Annotated in this window: 15 protein-coding genes and 2 tRNA genes; 8 read left to right on the top strand and 9 right to left on the bottom strand. The window is 71.0% G+C overall.

Annotation, left to right across the window (positions count from 1 at the left end; all coding sequences use genetic code 11):
* The first annotated feature begins 26 nt into the window (after positions 1-26).
* The 3 genes from aroA to OG444_RS25495 all read left to right on the top strand — a co-directional run bounded on the left by aroA (position 27) and on the right by OG444_RS25495 (position 2,843).
* On the top strand, positions 27-1,397 hold the full coding sequence (aroA, locus tag OG444_RS25505; RefSeq protein ID WP_327264356.1) for a 3-phosphoshikimate 1-carboxyvinyltransferase: 1,371 nt from the start codon (positions 27-29) through the stop codon (positions 1,395-1,397).
* Between the two features lie 8 nt (positions 1,398-1,405).
* On the top strand, positions 1,406-2,416 hold the full coding sequence (gene rsgA / locus OG444_RS25500) for a ribosome small subunit-dependent GTPase A (RefSeq protein WP_327264355.1): 1,011 nt from the start codon (positions 1,406-1,408) through the stop codon (positions 2,414-2,416).
* Positions 2,417-2,519: 103 nt separating this feature from the next.
* Complete coding sequence (locus OG444_RS25495) at positions 2,520-2,843, top strand: DMT family transporter (protein WP_030011402.1); 324 nt, start codon at positions 2,520-2,522, stop codon at positions 2,841-2,843.
* On the opposite strand, the gene OG444_RS25490 is transcribed toward OG444_RS25495, so the two are convergent.
* On the bottom strand, positions 2,809-3,351 hold the full coding sequence (locus OG444_RS25490) for a TetR/AcrR family transcriptional regulator (RefSeq protein WP_327264354.1): 543 nt from the start codon (positions 3,349-3,351) through the stop codon (positions 2,809-2,811). The two genes, OG444_RS25495 and OG444_RS25490, sit on opposite strands and share 35 nt — an antisense overlap.
* A gap of 125 nt (positions 3,352-3,476) precedes the next feature.
* Between OG444_RS25490 and hisN the strand changes: the two genes are divergently transcribed.
* Positions 3,477-4,280 carry a histidinol-phosphatase gene (hisN, locus tag OG444_RS25485; RefSeq protein ID WP_327264353.1) on the top strand — a complete coding sequence of 268 codons (804 nt, stop codon included), beginning with the start codon at positions 3,477-3,479 and terminating at the stop codon, positions 4,278-4,280.
* A gap of 170 nt (positions 4,281-4,450) precedes the next feature.
* Complete coding sequence (locus tag OG444_RS25480) at positions 4,451-4,843, top strand: CBS domain-containing protein (RefSeq protein ID WP_327264352.1); 393 nt, start codon at positions 4,451-4,453, stop codon at positions 4,841-4,843.
* A gap of 69 nt (positions 4,844-4,912) precedes the next feature.
* Here the strand turns inward: OG444_RS25480 and OG444_RS25475 are convergent, their stop codons facing one another.
* Complete coding sequence (locus OG444_RS25475) at positions 4,913-6,382, bottom strand: catalase (protein ID WP_327264351.1); 1,470 nt, start codon at positions 6,380-6,382, stop codon at positions 4,913-4,915.
* A gap of 130 nt (positions 6,383-6,512) precedes the next feature.
* Between OG444_RS25475 and OG444_RS25470 the strand changes: the two genes are divergently transcribed.
* The gene (locus OG444_RS25470; RefSeq protein WP_327264350.1) at positions 6,513-6,929 is read left to right on the top strand and encodes a Fur family transcriptional regulator; all 417 of its coding nucleotides are present in this window, start codon (positions 6,513-6,515) and stop codon (positions 6,927-6,929) included.
* A gap of 131 nt (positions 6,930-7,060) precedes the next feature.
* Here OG444_RS25470 and OG444_RS25465 read toward each other — a convergent pair.
* Both OG444_RS25465 and OG444_RS25460 read right to left on the bottom strand, forming a co-directional pair.
* A tRNA-Met gene (locus tag OG444_RS25465) sits at positions 7,061-7,134 on the bottom strand.
* Positions 7,135-7,181: 47 nt separating this feature from the next.
* Positions 7,182-7,796, bottom strand: a complete 615-nt coding sequence (locus tag OG444_RS25460; RefSeq protein ID WP_327264349.1) for a TetR/AcrR family transcriptional regulator — start codon at positions 7,794-7,796, stop codon at positions 7,182-7,184.
* 89 nt (positions 7,797-7,885) lie between these two features.
* Between OG444_RS25460 and OG444_RS25455 the strand changes: the two genes are divergently transcribed.
* Positions 7,886-8,962, top strand: coding sequence for an FAD-dependent oxidoreductase (locus OG444_RS25455; protein WP_327264348.1), 1,077 nt, complete (start codon positions 7,886-7,888; stop codon positions 8,960-8,962).
* A gap of 42 nt (positions 8,963-9,004) precedes the next feature.
* On the opposite strand, the gene OG444_RS25450 is transcribed toward OG444_RS25455, so the two are convergent.
* The 3 genes from OG444_RS25450 to OG444_RS25440 all read right to left on the bottom strand — a co-directional run bounded on the left by OG444_RS25450 (position 9,005) and on the right by OG444_RS25440 (position 14,068).
* Complete coding sequence (locus OG444_RS25450) at positions 9,005-10,861, bottom strand: tetratricopeptide repeat protein (protein WP_327264347.1); 1,857 nt, start codon at positions 10,859-10,861, stop codon at positions 9,005-9,007.
* A gap of 192 nt (positions 10,862-11,053) precedes the next feature.
* A tRNA-Met gene (locus OG444_RS25445) sits at positions 11,054-11,127 on the bottom strand.
* Between the two features lie 49 nt (positions 11,128-11,176).
* Entirely contained in the window at positions 11,177-14,068 is a 2,892-nt protein-coding gene (locus OG444_RS25440; protein WP_327266926.1) for a UPF0182 family membrane protein, read from the bottom strand.
* Positions 14,069-14,198: 130 nt separating this feature from the next.
* Between OG444_RS25440 and OG444_RS25435 the strand changes: the two genes are divergently transcribed.
* Entirely contained in the window at positions 14,199-14,768 is a 570-nt protein-coding gene (locus tag OG444_RS25435) for a PPA1309 family protein (protein ID WP_327264346.1), read from the top strand.
* 60 nt (positions 14,769-14,828) lie between these two features.
* Here OG444_RS25435 and OG444_RS25430 read toward each other — a convergent pair whose 3' ends face one another.
* Both OG444_RS25430 and OG444_RS25425 read right to left on the bottom strand, forming a co-directional pair.
* Positions 14,829-15,920: a YlbL family protein gene (locus tag OG444_RS25430; protein WP_327264345.1), complete on the bottom strand. Its 1,092-nt coding sequence runs from the start codon at positions 15,918-15,920 to the stop codon at positions 14,829-14,831.
* Positions 15,921-16,046: 126 nt separating this feature from the next.
* Positions 16,047-16,262: a hypothetical protein gene (locus tag OG444_RS25425; protein WP_327264344.1), complete on the bottom strand. Its 216-nt coding sequence runs from the start codon at positions 16,260-16,262 to the stop codon at positions 16,047-16,049.
* Positions 16,263-16,349: the final 87 nt, after the last annotated feature.

The following is a 16,349-nucleotide window of genomic DNA, read 5'->3' as shown; positions in this document are numbered from 1 at the left end:
CGGAGGAAGCCACTAAAGTGGGGGCCATGACCGAGACCCCCGCGCTCCCTGCCCTCTGGCCCGCTCCGCTCGCCGATGGGACCGTCCACGCCACCGTCACGGTGCCGGGGTCCAAATCGGTCACCAACCGCGCCCTGGTCCTCGCCGCTCTCGCCTCCGAGCCCGGCTGGGTGCGCCGCCCGCTGCGCTCGCGCGACTCCCAGCTGATGGCCGACGCGCTGCGCGCGATGGGCGTCGGCATCGAGGAGACCGTCTCCTCCAGCTCCGGCGACGGCGCCGGCGGCGAGGCCTGGCGGGTCATCCCGGCGGCCCTGCACGGCCCGACGACCGTGGACGTCGGCAATGCGGGCACGGTCATGCGCTTCCTGCCGCCGGTGGCCACCCTCGCCGACGGCGACATCCGCTTCGACGGCGACCCGCGCTCCTACGAGCGCCCGCTCGGCCAGGTCATCAGCGCCCTGCGCACCCTCGGTGCCCGCATCGACGACGACAACCGGGGCGCGCTGCCCATGACCGTCCTGGGCGGCGGCGCCCTCGAGGGCGGCACGGTCGAGATCGACGCCAGCAACTCCTCGCAGTTCGTCTCGGCGCTGCTGCTCTCCGCCCCGCGCTTCAACCAGGGCGTCGAGGTCCGGCACGTGGGGACCACCCTGCCGTCGATGCCGCACATCCGGATGACGGTGGAGATGCTGCGCGCGGCGGGCGCCCAGGTCGACACCCCCGAGGCCGGCGGCGAGAAGGACGTGTGGCGAGTGACCCCCGGCGCGCTGCTGGGCCGCGACATGGTCGTGGAGCCGGACCTCTCCAACGCGCAGCCCTTCCTGGCCGCGGCCCTGATCACCGGCGGTACGGTCACCGTCCCCGACTGGCCGCGCCGCACCACCCAGCCCGGTGACGCGCTGCGCCGGATCTTCACCGAGATGGGCGGCTCCTGCGAGCTGACGGATGCGGGCCTGGTCTTCACCGGCACCGGCAAGATCCACGGCATCGACGTGGACCTGAGCGAGGTGGGCGAGCTCACCCCGGGCATCGCGGCGGTGGCGGCCCTGGCCGACTCCGAGTCGGTGCTGCGCGGTGTCGCGCACCTTCGCCTGCACGAGACGGACCGGCTGGCCGCGCTGACCAAGGAGATCAACGCGCTCGGCGGCGACGTGACCGAGACCGCCGACGGCCTGCGCATCCGCCCGCGCCGGATGCACGGCGGCATCTTCCACACGTACGACGACCACCGGATGGCCACCGCGGGCGCGGTGATCGGCCTGGCGGTGGAGGGCGTACAGATCGAGAACGTGGCGACGACCGCGAAGACCCTGCCGGACTTCCCGAAGATGTGGGCGGACATGCTCGCCGGGGACGCCGGTGACTCCGGGACTCCCGGAGCGGGTGCGGGAGCGTAGGGCCGGTCATGCGCAGGTACGGCAAGCACACCGACGAGGACGACATCCGCCAGCGCCCGAACCCCAAGGGGAACCGGCCGCGGACCAGCATCCGGCCCAAGCACGAGGACGCGGCCGAGGGCTTCGTCCTCACCGTGGACCGCGGCCGGCTGACCTGCCTGGTCGAGAACCGCACGGTGCACGCGATGAAGGCTCGTGAACTGGGCCGCAAGGCGGCGGTCGTGGGCGATCTGGTCTGGATCGTCGGTGACCTGTCCGGCAAGAAGGACACGCTGGCCCGCATCGTGCGGATCGAGGAGCGCAAGTCCGTCCTGCGGCGCACCGCCGACGACGACGACCCGTACGAGCGGGTGGTCGTCGCCAACGCCGACCAGCTGGCCATCGTGACGGCCCTGGCCGATCCGGAGCCCCGGCCCCGGATGATCGACCGCTGCCTGGTGGCGGCGTACGACGCGGGGCTGGAGCCGCTGCTGGTGCTCACCAAGTCCGATCTGACCTCCGCGGACAAGATCCTGGAGATCTACTCGACGCTCGGCGTGAACTACGTGGTGACCAACCGCGAGGAGCTCGCCACGGGCGACGCGGCCGACCGGGTGCGCGAGCGGCTCGACGGGCGGATCACCGCCTTCGTCGGCCACTCGGGCGTCGGCAAGACCACCCTGGTGAACTCGCTGGTCGCCGAGGGCCGCCAGCGCGCCACCGGGCACGTCAACGCGGTCACCGGCCGCGGCCGGCACACCACCACCTCGGCGCTGGCACTGCCGCTGCCGAGCGGTGACGGCTGGGTCATCGACACCCCGGGCGTGCGCTCCTTCGGCCTGCACCACGTGGACCCGTCCCGGGTGATCCTTGCCTTCCCGGACCTGGTGCCTGGGACGGAGGAGTGCCCGCGGGCGTGCAGCCACGACGAGCAGGACTGCGCGCTCGACAAATGGGTGGAGGACGGCCACGCGGACCCGGCGCGGCTGTATTCGCTGCGGCGGCTGCTGGAGACGCGCGAACGCCGCGAGGGCGACTGACTGTACGGGCGGGGGTCGGCCGCGTTTGTCGAGCCCTCTGTCTGGATAAATGCATAATCGCACCAAGTGACGTGACGTCACGTGACGCGGGGAGGCATTCGACATGGCGTGGCTGCTGGTCGTGGTCGCGGGACTCCTGGAGACCGGTTTCGCGGTCTGCCTCAAGCTCTCCCACGGGTTCACCCGGCTGTGGCCGACCGTCGCCTTCGCGTGCTTCGCTCTCGGCAGCTTCGGTCTGCTGACGCTGGCGCTCAAGAAGCTGGACGTGGGACCGGCGTACGCGGTGTGGACGGGCATCGGCGCCGCCGGGACGGCGATCTACGGCATGGTCTTCCTCGGCGACCTGGTCTCCACCCTCAAACTCGTCTCGATCTCGCTGGTCATCCTGGGCGTCATCGGGCTCCAGCTGTCCGGGTCGGCACACTGAGCATCCTGCGCAGTTCTCCCGGCCCCGGGTCCTCCCCCGGAGCTATCACGTAGGAGAGGGCGAGGCGGACGGCGAGTTCGCAGCGCTGCGGGCCCTCCCCCGGCGTCAGCGCGGCGGCCGCCCGGTCCCGGACGGCCCGGGCCAGCTCGCCGGGCCCCGGTGCCCGGCCGCCCGCCGCGGGCAGGCGCGCGTCCCAGCTGCCGGTGAGCAGGGCCCGTACGAGGGGCTGCGCGCGGGCGGCCCGTACGGTCCACTCCGCGACGGCGGCGAGCCGCTCGGCGGCCTGGGCCGGGGCGGACAGGGCCCGGTCCACCCCGGCGAGGTAGCGGTCGGCCTCGCGGCGCACCAGGGCGCGGCCGAGGCCCGCCTTGCCGCCGAACTCGTTGTAGAGGGTCTGCCGGGACACCCCGGCAGCGGCGGCCACGTCGACCATCCGCACGTCCGGCCAGGGGCGCGCCGAGAGCGCCACTCCCGCCGCCTCCAGTAAGGACTCCCGGGCTGCCGGCATCCACGCCTCCCCGTTCGGCTCTCTCCGGCCAGAGTTGACGGGTCGCCAGGTCCTGTCAAGGGCGCGTCGGTGCCGCACTGTGGACTGCGTTGGTCGGGGTCCGGGAGTCTCGATACTGTTCGGGCATGCCCGAGTATGACGATGACCTGCGCCTTGCCCTCGAACTCGCCGACGCGGCGGACGCCGCCACGATGGAGCGGTTCCGCGCGCTCGACCTGCAGGTCGAGACGAAGCCGGACATGACGCCGGTGAGCGAGGCGGACAAGGCCGCCGAGGAGATCATCCGGGCCGGCATCGCGGCCGCCCGGCCGGGCGACGCGATCCTGGGGGAGGAGTACGGCCTCAAGGGCAGCGGTCCGCGCCGCTGGGTCGTGGACCCGATCGACGGCACCAAGAACTACGTGCGCGGGGTCCCCGTCTGGGCGACGCTGATCTCCCTGATGGCCGAGGGCGAGGACGGCGAGTTCCGCCCGGTGGTGGGCGTCGTGTCCGCCCCGGCGCTGGGCCGCCGCTGGTGGGCGACCCGGGGCGGGGGCGCGTACGCGGGCGGCGCGCTCGGCGCGACCACGGCGATCGGCGTCTCGAAGGTGGGTGCTCTGGGCGACGCCTCGTTCGCGTACTCCTCACTGAGCGGCTGGGAGGAGCAGGGCCGGCTCGCCGGGTTCCTGGACCTGACGCGTGCGTGCTGGCGCACCCGGGGCTACGGCGACTTCTGGCCCTACATGATGGTCGCGGAGGGCTCGCTGGACCTGTGTGCGGAGCCGGAGCTGAACCTCTGGGACATGGCGGCCATCGCGGTGGTGGTCCAGGAGGCCGGCGGCCGTTTCACCAGCCTCGACGGGGTGGACGGGGTCCACGGCGGGAACGCCGCGGCCTCGAACGGGCTGCTCCACGAGGAGATGCTGGGCCTGCTGCGCCCGCGCGCCTGAGTCCGTCGAGCGCCCTTCGCGCTCCGTTGCACGCCTTCTTGTCGGCCATCCGGGTCCATGGGAATCTGATACTCCCCCCGCTTGTGCGCTTGTGAAGCGTTTCTCTTGAGGCGGCTCCTCGGGCGCACCCACCCAGGCGGGGGGAATCACCCCAGGAGGTGGCTCTCTTCATGCTCGTCCGTGACGCCATGAGCACCGTGATCCTCACCCTCGGACCCGCCCACACCCTCCGACAGGCGGCCTGCCTGATGTCCGGCCGACGCGTCGGCGCGGCCGTAGTCCTCGACCCCGACCACAGCGGAATCGGCATCCTGACCGAGCGCGACATCCTCAACTCGATCGGCGCGGGCCACGATCCGGACCGGGAGTCCGTGGGCGCGCACACCACCAACAACGTCGTGTTCTGCACCCCGGAGGCGACCTTGCAGGAAGCCGCCGAGGCGATGGCCCACGGCGGCTTCCGGCATCTGATCGTGCTGGAGCACGGCGGACCGGTCGGCATCGTGTCCGTGCGCGACGTCATCCGCTGCTGGGTACCGGCCCGGCGCACGGTCCCCGCGTGAAACGACGCCGGGCCGCAGCCCTCCGAAGAGGGCTGCGGCCCGGCGTCCTGCTACGGCAAGCGATCCGTGTCAGCCGCGGAGGGCCTGGACCGCGGCCTCGAGCCGCTTGCCGAAGTCACCGTCCGCCTGGCGGAAGTTGTTGATCGCCCGCTCGACGATGTCGTCGCGGGAGACCTTGGCGATGAAGCCGGACAGGTTCTCGACCAGACGGGACTTCTCGTCCTCCGAGTACAGGCGGTAGAGGTTGCCCGCCTGGACGAAGTCGTTGTCCTCGCGGTGGACGGCGGCGGCGTGGTTGCCGGTGCCACCGGTCACGGCGATGGGCTGCCACAGCGGGCGGTCCGTCTGGTGCGGGCCGCCGAAGCTGTTCGGCTCGTAGTTCTTCGCGCCCTTGTGGCGGCCGTCGTAGAGGTGGCCGTCGCGGGAGTTGGTGCGCGCCTCGGTGGCGTGCGGGCGGTTCACCGGCAGGTGGTCGGCGTTGATGCCGACGCGGTAGCGGTGGGCGTCGCCGTAGCCGAAGAGGCGGCCCTGGAGCATCTTGTCCGGGGAGGGGCCGATGCCGGGGACGAAGTGCGCCGGGGAGAAGATCGACTGCTCGACCTCGGCGAAGACGTTCTCCGGGTTGCGGTTGAGCTCCAGCTTGCCGATCTCGATCGGCGGGTAGTCCTCGTGCGGCCACACCTTGGTGAGGTCGAACGGGTTGAAGCGGTACTCGGCCGCCTCGGCCGCGGGCATGATCTGGACCTGCACGGTCCAGCTCGGGAAGTCGCCGCGCTCGATGGACTCGCGCAGGTCGCGCTGGTGCGAGTCCGGGTCCTCGCCGGCGAGGGCGTTGGCCTCGGCCTGGGTGAGGTTCTTGATGCCCTGGTCGGTCTTGAAGTGGTACTTGACCCAGAAGACCTCGCCGGCCTCGTTGTTCCACTGGAACGTGTGCGAGCCGTAGCCGTTCATGTGGCGGTAGGACGCGGGGATGCCGCGGTCGCCGAACAGCCAGGTCACCTGGTGGGTCGACTCGGGCGACAGACCCCAGAAGTCCCAGACGTTGTCCGCCTCCTGCGAGCCCGTGTACGGGTCGCGCTTCTGGGTGTGGATGAAGTCGGGGAACTTGATGGCGTCCTTGATGAAGAACACCGGGGTGTTGTTGCCGACGAGGTCGTAGTTGCCCTCTTCGGTGTAGAACTTCAGCGCCCAGCCGCGGGGGTCGCGGACCGCGTCGGCGCTGCCGAGGTTGCCCGCGACGGTGGAGAAGCGCAGGAAGGTCTCGGTCTCCTTGCCGACCTCGGACAGGAACTTGGCCCGGGTCCACTGCGAGACGTCGCGGGTCAGCGTGAAGGTGCCGTACGCACCGGCGCCGCGGGCGTGCACCACGCGCTCCGGGATCCGCTCGCGGTTGAAGTGCGCGAGCTTCTCCAGCAGCAGCTGGTCCTGGACCAGGACGGGGCCGCCGACGCCGGCGGTCTCGCTGTTCTGGTTGTCGGCGACCGGCGCTCCGGCCTCCGTGGTGAGCGGTCCCTGCGTCACGTGCGCCTCCTGCGTCATTCCCTGCGTGTCCTGTCCTTGGCGTTTGCCGTAACCGATCCTACGATGGACTTTGTCTAAGTCAAGTAAGCATCCAAGTCCGCACTGGTTCGGGACTTACACCGAATCCCTCACTGTTAGGCTGATGTCTATGAGTGACCTGCTGGATCGACTTCGCGGACGCGGCTGGCGCATGACGGCGCAGCGGCGCGTCGTGGCCGAGGTGCTCGACGGTGACCACGTGCACCTGACGGCCGACGAGGTGCACGCGCTCGCGGTGGCCAAGCTGCCCGAGATCTCCCGTGCGACCGTCTACAACACGCTGGGCGAGCTCGTGACCCTCGGCGAGGTGCTCGAGGTCTCCACGGACCGCCGCGCCAAGCGGTACGACCCGAACGCCCACCGCCCCCACCAGCACCTGGTCTGCGCCCAGTGCGGCGCGATCCGCGACGTGCACCCGTCGGGCAACCCGCTGGCCGACCTTCCCGACGCGGAGCGTTTCGGCTTCGTCGTATCGGCGGTCGAGGTGACGTACCGCGGCGTCTGCCCGAACTGCGCGGCCGCCTGAGCACACGACGCGGAAGGGCCCGGACCCCTCGGGGGGTCCGGGCCCTTCCGCGTTCGGCTTCTGTTCGCGCTCTTGGCGGACGGAAACGACTCAGGGCCCGGATCCATTGGATCCGGGCCCTGAGCCTTCAGTAGCGGGGACAGGATTTGAACCTGCGACCTCTGGGTTATGAGCCCAGCGAGCTACCGAGCTGCTCCACCCCGCGTCGGTAAACCCAACGTTACGTGAAGGCCCCCGGCAGATGCAAATCGGTTAACCGGCCAGACCCCGGTGCAGGAGAGCGGTCAGCGTCTCCACCACCTCGTCGTCGTCGAGCCCTGCCCCGCCGGTCATGGCGGCGTACCCCAGCATCGAGATCATCGCCCCGATCGCCGCGGCGACGAGCTCGGGGTCACCGGGCAGCTCACGGCCCTGTTCGCGCATGTACGCGAGGTGCTCGCGCAGCGGCTCGGTGTCCCCGAGGAGCCGCCCCCACACCTGCCCCGAGCCGGGCGGCTCGGCCATGGACTTCTGGAAGAGGGCCACCACGACCGGCAGATGATCGCGGAACACCCTCCAGGTGGCCGCTACATGCATGCGCAGCTGCGCACGGTCGGCGAGGTCGTGATCGCGGGGGTGGTCGTGGGCGCCGACCTCCACGTCCACCTGGGCCCCCATGTCCGCGAGCAGCGCGTCCAGCAGCTCGTCCTTGCCGGCGAAGTGCTCGTAGAACGACCCGGTGGACCGGCCGGCGGCCTTGGTGATGTCGGTGATCTTCGTCTGCGCGTAGCCGCGCTCCAGGAACAGCGCCCGCGCCGCCTCCTTGAGCGCCGCCTCCGTGCCGGCCGCCCGCTCCTTGCGCACTCCCACCGCGATCCCCGTTCCCACTTGACGCCGTCTTCTCGCGCTCATCATACTGAACCGAGTTTCACCGAATCGAAATTCAGTGAATGTTGATTCAGCGAAAGAGGTAGGACATGCGCGTGTCAGTCATCGGGGGCGGGGTCGCCGGAGCGGCGAGCGCGATCGCCCTGCGCCGCGCGACCGGCGCGGAGGTCACGGTCCACGAGGCGTACGAGGACCCGGCGGGGCAGGTGGGCTCGTTCCTCAGCCTCGCCGTCAACGGGCTGCGCGGCCTGGACGCGCTGGGCTGCCTGCCCGAGGTGCAGGCCGCCGGATTCCCGGTCGCCCTGCAGCGGATGTGGTCCGCCTCGGGCAAGCTCCTCGGGGAGGTGCCCCGCGGCCGGCGCGCCTCGGACAGCCTGCACAGCACGACGTTGCTGCGCGGGCGGCTGGTCGAGGTCCTGCGGGCCGAGGCGGCCTTGGCCGGGGCGCGGATCGAGACCGGGCGGCGGGTGGACCCGGCGGACCTGGACGCCGACCTGGTGGTGGCGGCCGACGGCATCTGGTCGGCGACCCGTACGGCACTGGACCCGTCGGCGCCACAGGTGCGGTACGCGGGCCTCTACAGCGTGTCGGGGGTCTCCGAGGGCGTGCGCCTCACCCCGGGCACCTATCACTTCGTCTTCGGCCGCCGCGGGGCGTTCCTCTGCGTCCCGGCGGCCGACGGCACCGTGTGGTGGTCGGCCCAGGTGCCTTCGCCGGAGCCCCCGGACCCCGAGGAGGTCACGCAGGGCCTGCTGGCGGAGCTGTACGGCAAGGAGGAGCTGCCGCTGTCCCTGATCCGGGCCGCGACCCGCGTCGACCGCCCGATGCCGATGCACCGGCTGGCGGACGTGCCCGTCTGGCACGACGGGCGCACCGTGCTGATCGGTGACGCGGCCCACCCGGTGGGGGCCGGGCAGGGCGCGTCGATGGCGATCGAGGACGCCGTGGCCCTGGCGCGCTGCGTCTCTTCGGTACCGGGGGTGGCGGGCGCCCTGGCCGAGTACACCCGGGTGCGGCGCCCCCGCGTGGCGCGGATGACCCGGGCCGCGGCGACGAACCGCGACTCGAAGACCCCCGGCACGATGCAGCGCCGTGTCAACGACCTGCTGATGCCCCTGGCCTTCCGCCACGTCTACGCCCGCTCCACCTCCTGGCTCTACAGCTGAGAGCCGGGGGCGGACCCGGGCGGGGGCCTGAGGCCTGAAGCCTCAGGCCGAGAGTTCCTCGGCCAGGGCCTCGCGGAGCCGGGCCGCGCGCTGCGAGACCTCGGCCGGGCCCAGTTCCATGGCGCGTACGCACCACTTCTGGCCCTCCGCGAGGTCCCCGTGGCGGGCCGCCAGCAGTCCGAGGCGCAGGGCGGCACGGCCGTGGCCCGCCACCGCCGCGCGGGTCCACCACAGGGCGGCCTCCGGCTCGTTCCCCTCACGGGCCAGCAGCAGCCCGAGGTTGAAGGCCCCGTTGCGGGAACCGGCCTCGGCCGCCTCGCGGTACCAGCGCGCGGCGACCGCCAGGTCACCGCGGGCGGCGGCCAGCATGCCGACCCGCACCTGGGCCCGGCGGTGGCCCAGCTCCGCGGCCCGCTCGTACCACTCCTCGCTCTCGGTGCGCGGGGCTCCGCCCACGGGCTCGCCCAGGGCCACCGGCTCCGGCGGCGGGGCCAGCGACTCCAGCAGCGCGGCCAGCCTGAAGGCCGCCTCCGCGCTGCCGCCGCCGGCCGCGCAGCGCAGGTGCCGCTCGGCCGCCCGGTCCTCCCCGTCCCGTACCAGCGCGATCCCGACCTGCAGTGCCGCGTCGGTGTGGCCGGCCGACGCGGCCCGCTCGTACCACTTCAGCGCCGTCCGGTCCTCGTCCCGGCTGGCGAACAGGATCCCGAGGTTGAACGCGGCGTCGACGCTGCCCGCCTCGGCCGCCTTCGAGAACCACGGCTCGGCGCCCGCCGCGTCCCCGACCTGGAGCAGCATGATGGCCAGCGCATTGGCCGCCTCGCGGTGCCCGGCGTAGGCCGCGCGCCGGTACCACTGCTCGGCCTGCGCGGTCCGGTCCTGTGCGACGCACAGCAGAGCAAGGTTGTACGCCCCGTTTTGATCTCCGGCGTCCATGGCGGTCCGGTACCAGCGCTCCGCGGTCTGGGTCTCGCCGCGTGCGGCGTGCAGCGCGCCCAGCGCGTTGGCGGCGTTGCCGTCGCCGTCCTGCGCCGCCCGGTGCCACCACACGGCCGCGTTCTCCTCGTCGCCCGCGTCGCGCAGCAGGAAGCCGAGCGCGCACGCCGCCCGCGCCTCGCCCTGCTTGGCGGAGGTCAGGTACCAGCGCCCGGCCTCCTTGAGCTCGCCGCGCGCCTCCAGCAGGGCGCCCAGGTGCAGGGCGGCGCGCCGGTGCCCGCGCGCGGCGGCCTGCCGGTACCACTGCTCGGCCTCGGCGGGGTCGCCCTTGCGCAGGTGCCTCGCGAGCCGGTACGCGGCTTCGCGGTGCCCCTGTTCGGCGGCGGCGCGGAACCAGCGCTCGACGCCCTTGTCCCCGCGGTGTTCCAGCAGGTCGGCCAGCCCGTACGCGCCCAGCGCGTGGCCGGATTCGGCCGCCTGCCGCATCCAGTACTCGGCGGCGGGCTCGTCCCCGCGCTCGCGGAAGTAGCGGCCCAGGGCGTGGGCCGCGGGGGCGGATCCGGCGACGGCGGCGACCCGCCACCAGCCGGCGGCCTCCTCGGGGTAGCCCCGCTGGTGCAGCAGCACGCCGAGGTTGTTGGCGGCGGCGCGGTCCCCCTCGCCGGTGGCTCCGCGCAGGTACGGCTCGGCGCCGTCGAGGTCGCCGCGGCGCAGCAGCAGGGCGCCGAGCACGCTCATGGCACCGGGGTCGCCCTTGTCGGCGGCCACCCGGTGCCGAGCCTCCAGCTCGGCGTCGCTCGCCGCGTCGGTCTCGGCGAACATGTCCTCAGCGAAATCCGCATCGGTCAGTGCGGTCTGCGCGTCGACGACCGGAGACGCCCCCTCGGCCTCTGTGTCCGTCCCGGACTCCGCCCTCACAAACCGCCCTGTCTCCAGCAGAGTTGACCTGTCCCCCATAAATCCCATCGTCGCATCACCTGCTACCCGCGTACACCTGGTATGTCGCAGCCAGTGAGGTCACTACAGCGTTTTGTCGACATGCCCACAGTGGAGTAAGTCAAACACGCTCCACCGACAACTCACCCTCCCCGGCTACCGCGTGTCTGCCCCGGGCATGACGAAGGCCCGGATCCCATGGATCCGGGCCTTCATCTTCAGTAGCGGGGACAGGATTTGAACCTGCGACCTCTGGGTTATGAGCCCAGCGAGCTACCGAGCTGCTCCACCCCGCGTCGGTGAAACCACAGTATCACGACGCGGGGTGGAACCATTACCCATTGATCATTGGCCGGACGGCGCGGACGGCGCGGGCGTCGCGGTCTTCGCCTCGGCCTCGATCGCCCGCTTCAGCGCCGCCTTGATGTCCTCCTGGGCCTTGCCGAAGGCCGCCCAGTCGCCGGCCTGCCGGGCCTTCTCGGCCTCCTCGATCGCCTTCTGCGCGTCGCCGAGGGCCGCCTTGACCGTCGGGTCCTGGATGGTCGGCGGCGTGACGGTGCCGTCACCCGGCGGCTGGACCGGGGGCACCGGCGTGGTCGGGGCCTCGGCCCCGAAGACCACGTTCAGCGCCTTCTCCAGCGTGTCCTCGAAGGCCGTCTGGCCGCCGTAGGTCACGAGCACCTTGCGCAGCAGCGGGTACTTCAGGCCGGAGCTGCGGACGTAGACCGGCTCCACGTAGAGCATGCCGCCGTCGAGCGGCACCGCGAGCAGGTTGCCGTACTCGATCTCCGAGTCACCACCGCGCAGCAGGCGGATGGATTCGGCGATCTTCGGCTCGGACTGGAACTTGCTCTGCACCTGACCGGGGCCGTCCGGCGGCTTGCTGGTCGGCATCTTCAGAATGCGGATCTTGCCGTAGTCCGCGGTACCCGGATCGGCATTGACCGCCATGAAGGCGCTCAGGTTGGGCCGCTCGTTCGGCGTGAACGTCGTGGTGAGCGAGAAGACCTGGTCCTTCTCCTTCTGCCCCGGCATCTTCATCGACAGGTAGTACGGCGGAACCGCCGTACCGGCCTTGGTCGTCGGGTCGTCCGGGACCGCCCACGCCTCACTGCCGCTGAGGAAGGTCTGCGGGTCGGTGACGTGGTACCGGGTCAGCAGCTCGCGCTGGACCTTGAAGAGGTCCTGCGGGTACCGCAGGTGGTCCATGAGCGGCTTGGCGATGTCGGCCTTGGGCTTGACCGTGCCCGGGAAGGCCTTCATCCAGGTCTTCAGGACCGGGTCCTGGGTGTCCCACTGGTAGAGGTCGACCGAGCCGTCGTACGCGTCGACGGTCGCCTTCACCGAGTTGCGGATGTAGTTGACCTGGTTCTCCTGGGCCACCACCGCGCGCTGGCTGTTGGTCAGCGAGTCCGCGGTGCTCTGGCCCAGAGTGGTGCGCGAGGCGTACGGGTAACCGTTGGTGGTCGTGTACGCGTCGACGATCCACTTGATCCGGCCGTCGATCACGGCGGGGTAGGGCGCGCCGTCGATGGTCAGCCACGGTGCGACGGCCTCGACGCGCTGCTTGGGCGTGCGGTTGTAGAGGATCCGCGAGCCGTCGCCGATGGCGCCCGAGTAGAGGATCTGCGGCTCGTTGAAGGTGAGCGCGTACGCGGCCCGGTTGACCGGGTTGTCCAGGTTGACTCCGGAGTCGCCCTTGTAGCTCGTCTCCTTCTCGCCCTTGTCGTCCGAGTAGTCGAGCTCCTTCTGCGGCCCGCCGACGATCGAGTACTGCTTCGTCTGCTCGCCGTAGTAGATGCGCTGCTCGAAGTCCGTGCCGAACATGCCCTTGGAGGGCAGGTCGGACTGGGTGAAGTCGGGAGCGCCCTCGGCACCGACGGTGGTGCCCTTGGCCGCGACCACGCCGTACCCGTGCGTGTACTTGAAGTGGTCGTTGATCCAGTTGTTCTTCGGGATGCCGCCGATGTTCAGCTCGCGCAGCCCGATGACCGTGTCCTGGCCGCTGTACCGGTCCACGGCGAGCGTGGACGGGAAGGCGTAGTAGCCCTTGACCTGCTGGAGCTGCTGGAACGCCGGCGAAACGATGTTGGGGTCGAGGATGCGGATGCTGGCCGTGCTGTCGGCCTGCGGCCGCAGCTTGCCCCGGTCCTCGGTCTGCGGGGAGCCCGGGTAGTCCGTGACCTCGGAGCCCGCGATGCCGTAGGCGTCGCGCGTGGCCTTGATGTTCTTCTGGACGTACGGGGATTCCTTGGCCTGCTCGTTCGGCTGGACCTGGAACTTCTGCACGATCGCCGGGTAGAGCCCGCCGATCAGGATCGCCGAGAGCACCATCAGGCCGAAGCCGATGACCGGCAGCTGCCAGGTGCGGCGCCACAGCGTCGCGAAGAACAGCACGGCGCAGATCGCGGCGATGGCGACGAGGATCGTCTTCGCCGGGAGGTAGGCGTTCGCGTCGACGTAGCGCAGGCCCGTCCAGTTGTCGGCCGCCTTGAAGTCGCTGGACTTCACGGCGAGGCCGTACCGGTCGAGCCAGTAGGCGACCGCCTTCAGCGTCACGAAGAGGCCGAGCAGCACCGACAGGTGCCCGGTCGCCGCGGCGGTCGCGCGGGCGCCCGGGCTGGTCACGCGCAGTCCGCCGTACAGGTAGTGCACGACGGCGGCGGCGATCACCGACAGGACGACGGCGGCGAAGCCGAAGCCGAGCAGGAAGCGGTACCAGGGCAGGTCGAAGGTGTAGAAGGACACGTCCATGTTGAACTGCGGGTCCTTCGTACCGAAGGTCACCCCGTTCACATACATGAGCCAGGTCTTCCACTGGCCGGCCGCCGACGCTCCCGCGATCAGGCCGACGAGCACGGCGATGCCCAGGAGCAGCCACTTCTTGTACGGGGCGATGCTCATCCGGTAACGGTCGAGGCTCTGCTGCTCCATCGACATCGCGCTGAGCGGCGGGCGCAGCCGGTGGGCCAGCCAGATGTTCAGCCCGACGGCACCGGCCATCAGCAGACCGAACACGGCGAAGAGGCCGATCTTGGTCCACAGCGTGGTGGTGAAGACGGTGGAGTACTTCACGGAGCGGAACCAGAGCCAGTCAGTCCAGAAGCCCGCGAACATGATGAAGAGCATGGCCAGGACGGCCAGCACGCCCAAGGTCATCAGGAGAGTTCGGGCCCGCCGGGAGGGGCGGCCGACTCTCATCCGTGGCCCGGAAGGGCCTCCGCCGCGGTCCGGCATCTGGAAAGCCAAGGTGCGCACCTCGAAAGTCGCTGAGTCTGGTAATGAACGGGCCCCCGATCGTAGAGCCCACTCATGCAACTTACTGAGGCTTCGGTCAGTTCCCGGTAATCGATGGAAAGGAGGCAGGATGTTGCCCATGTCCAACCTCTCACCTTCCCCCGGCACCCCCATGGCGGCCAGTCCGCTGACCCGTGCCTGCCTCGAGATCGACGAGTACGCGGCCGGCCTCGGCTGGGACAAGCCCGCGCGGCTCTTCGCGCTCGTCGACACCGCCCGGCTCAAGAAGCAGGAGCCTCGCCTCGCGGGCCAGCTCGGTCTCGACCAGGACGACGCCGGAAAGTCCTCCCTCACCCCGATCGAGCAGGACGAGGTCCCCAAGGGGACCCCGCTCGACAAGTTCCTGGGCACCATCGCCTGGCCCGACGCCGTCGTCGGCTGCGCGCTGACGGTGGAGCGTTTGATGCTGCCGCCGTCCGCGGAGGCCTCCGTGCCGGAGGGTCTGAACGACAAGCAGCTGTCGAAGTGGGTCGCCGCGCACCCGGAGCGTCAGGAGGTCCGCCTCACGGTGGCCGTGCTGCGCGACGGCTCGCGCGAGTCGGCCGTACGGCTGCGCGAGAAGGACTCCTCGACGGAGGTCCTCACCGGTGCGGGCCTGGTGCCCGGCCTGGCGGAGGCCCTGGCGGCGACCTTCTCCTAGGTCCGGCCGGACGCGGGTCCCGCCCGGACGCGGGCCCTGCCCGCCGGGGGGACGGAGCGGTCAGGGCCGGGTGCTGCACTGCGGCAGCCCGGCCGTGTCCCCCTTGCTGATCTTCTGCAGCGCCTTGGTGGCGTCGTCGATGGTGGCGACCTTCACCAGCGTCAGCCCGTCGGGCACGTTCGAGGCCGCGGAGGCGCAGTTCTCGGCGGGCGTCAGGAAGTACCGTGCGCCGGCCTGACGGGCCCCAATGGTCTTCATCTGGATGCCGCCGATGGGGCCGACCTTGCCCGCGTCGTCGATGGTGCCGGTTCCCGCGACGAACTTCCCGCCGGTCAGGTCCTCCGGGGTGAGCTTGTCGACGATGCCGAGGGCGAACATCAGACCGGCGCTCGGGCCGCCGACGTCGGCGAGCTTGATGTCGATCGTGAACGGGAAGGTGTGGTCGGTGCCGGCCCGGATGCCGACGATGGCGTGACCGTCGCCCTCCGCCTTGCCGGCGTTGATCGTCACCTTCGAGGAGCCCGTGGCCTCGTGGTTCGCCTTCGCCGCCTCGGCGGCCTCCTTGGCGGGCACGATGGTGAATTCCACCGGCTCGCCCGGCTTGTGCTTGGTGACGAGCTTGGCCACGTCCTCGGGGGCGGTGACGGCGGTGCCGTCCACCGCCTTGATCACGTCGCCGGCGTGCAGCCGGCCCTCGGCGGGGCTGTCCTTGACGACGGTGGAGACGATCACCCGGGCGGTGACCGGGATGCCGAGCTGCTTCAGGGCGGCCACCTTGGCGCTCTGCTGCGACTGGCTGAACTCCTCGGCGTTCTCCTGGGTGGATTCCGCTTCCGTCTTGCCGTTCGGGTAGAGGTTCTCGTGCGGGACGACGATGTTGTCGCCGGCCAGCCACCCGTACACCGCTTCCACCAGGCTCATGTCGTAGTCGGCGCCGGTGACGCGGACGGTCGTCATGTTGAGGTGGCCGCTGGTCGGGTACGTCTTGCGTCCCGAGATGTTGAGGACGGGCGCGCCGTGCGAGTCACCGAGCGTGTTCACGGTGGGGCCGGGGCTCATCTCGGAGTACGGGACCTTGATGAACACCCCTGCGCAGAGCAGCGCGAACAGCACCAGGGTGGAAGCGAGCATCGTCGCGGTGCGGCGTGGCATGGATCCGACAGTACGGGACGGCCCTGGCGGGTGGCCCTCGGGGCCGGTCCGTACGGGGTCCGTACGCGAAACTCTCAGCGGATTCTCAGCGACGGCGGCGCACCGGAACGGGACGGATGCGGAGCGTCAGACGGCGTCGGAGGCGGAGTGGGGGGTGTGCGCGGAATGGGCGTCCGCCTTCACCCTCACCTGATCGGCATTGGCCATGGCTTCACGGAAGCGCGCGTAACCCGCGAGCTCGGATATGTCGCCCTGCGTGCGGTCGCGTGCCGCCCAGCTGCCCCATATCGCCGCTCCGATCGCGGCGAACAGCGGAATCAGCAACCACGCCAAAGATGCCATGGGCCTGCCTCCCTACCCCGAAGTACGTTTCGTTGGTGGCTTCAACGCTCGTGCCCGTGGGGGGGTTACGCAAATCGAGGGCGTGTT

The organism is Streptomyces sp. NBC_01232, assembly GCF_035989885.1.
Lineage (GTDB): Bacteria > Actinomycetota > Actinomycetes > Streptomycetales > Streptomycetaceae > Streptomyces.
This window is presented reverse-complemented; position numbering and strand designations above follow the sequence as displayed.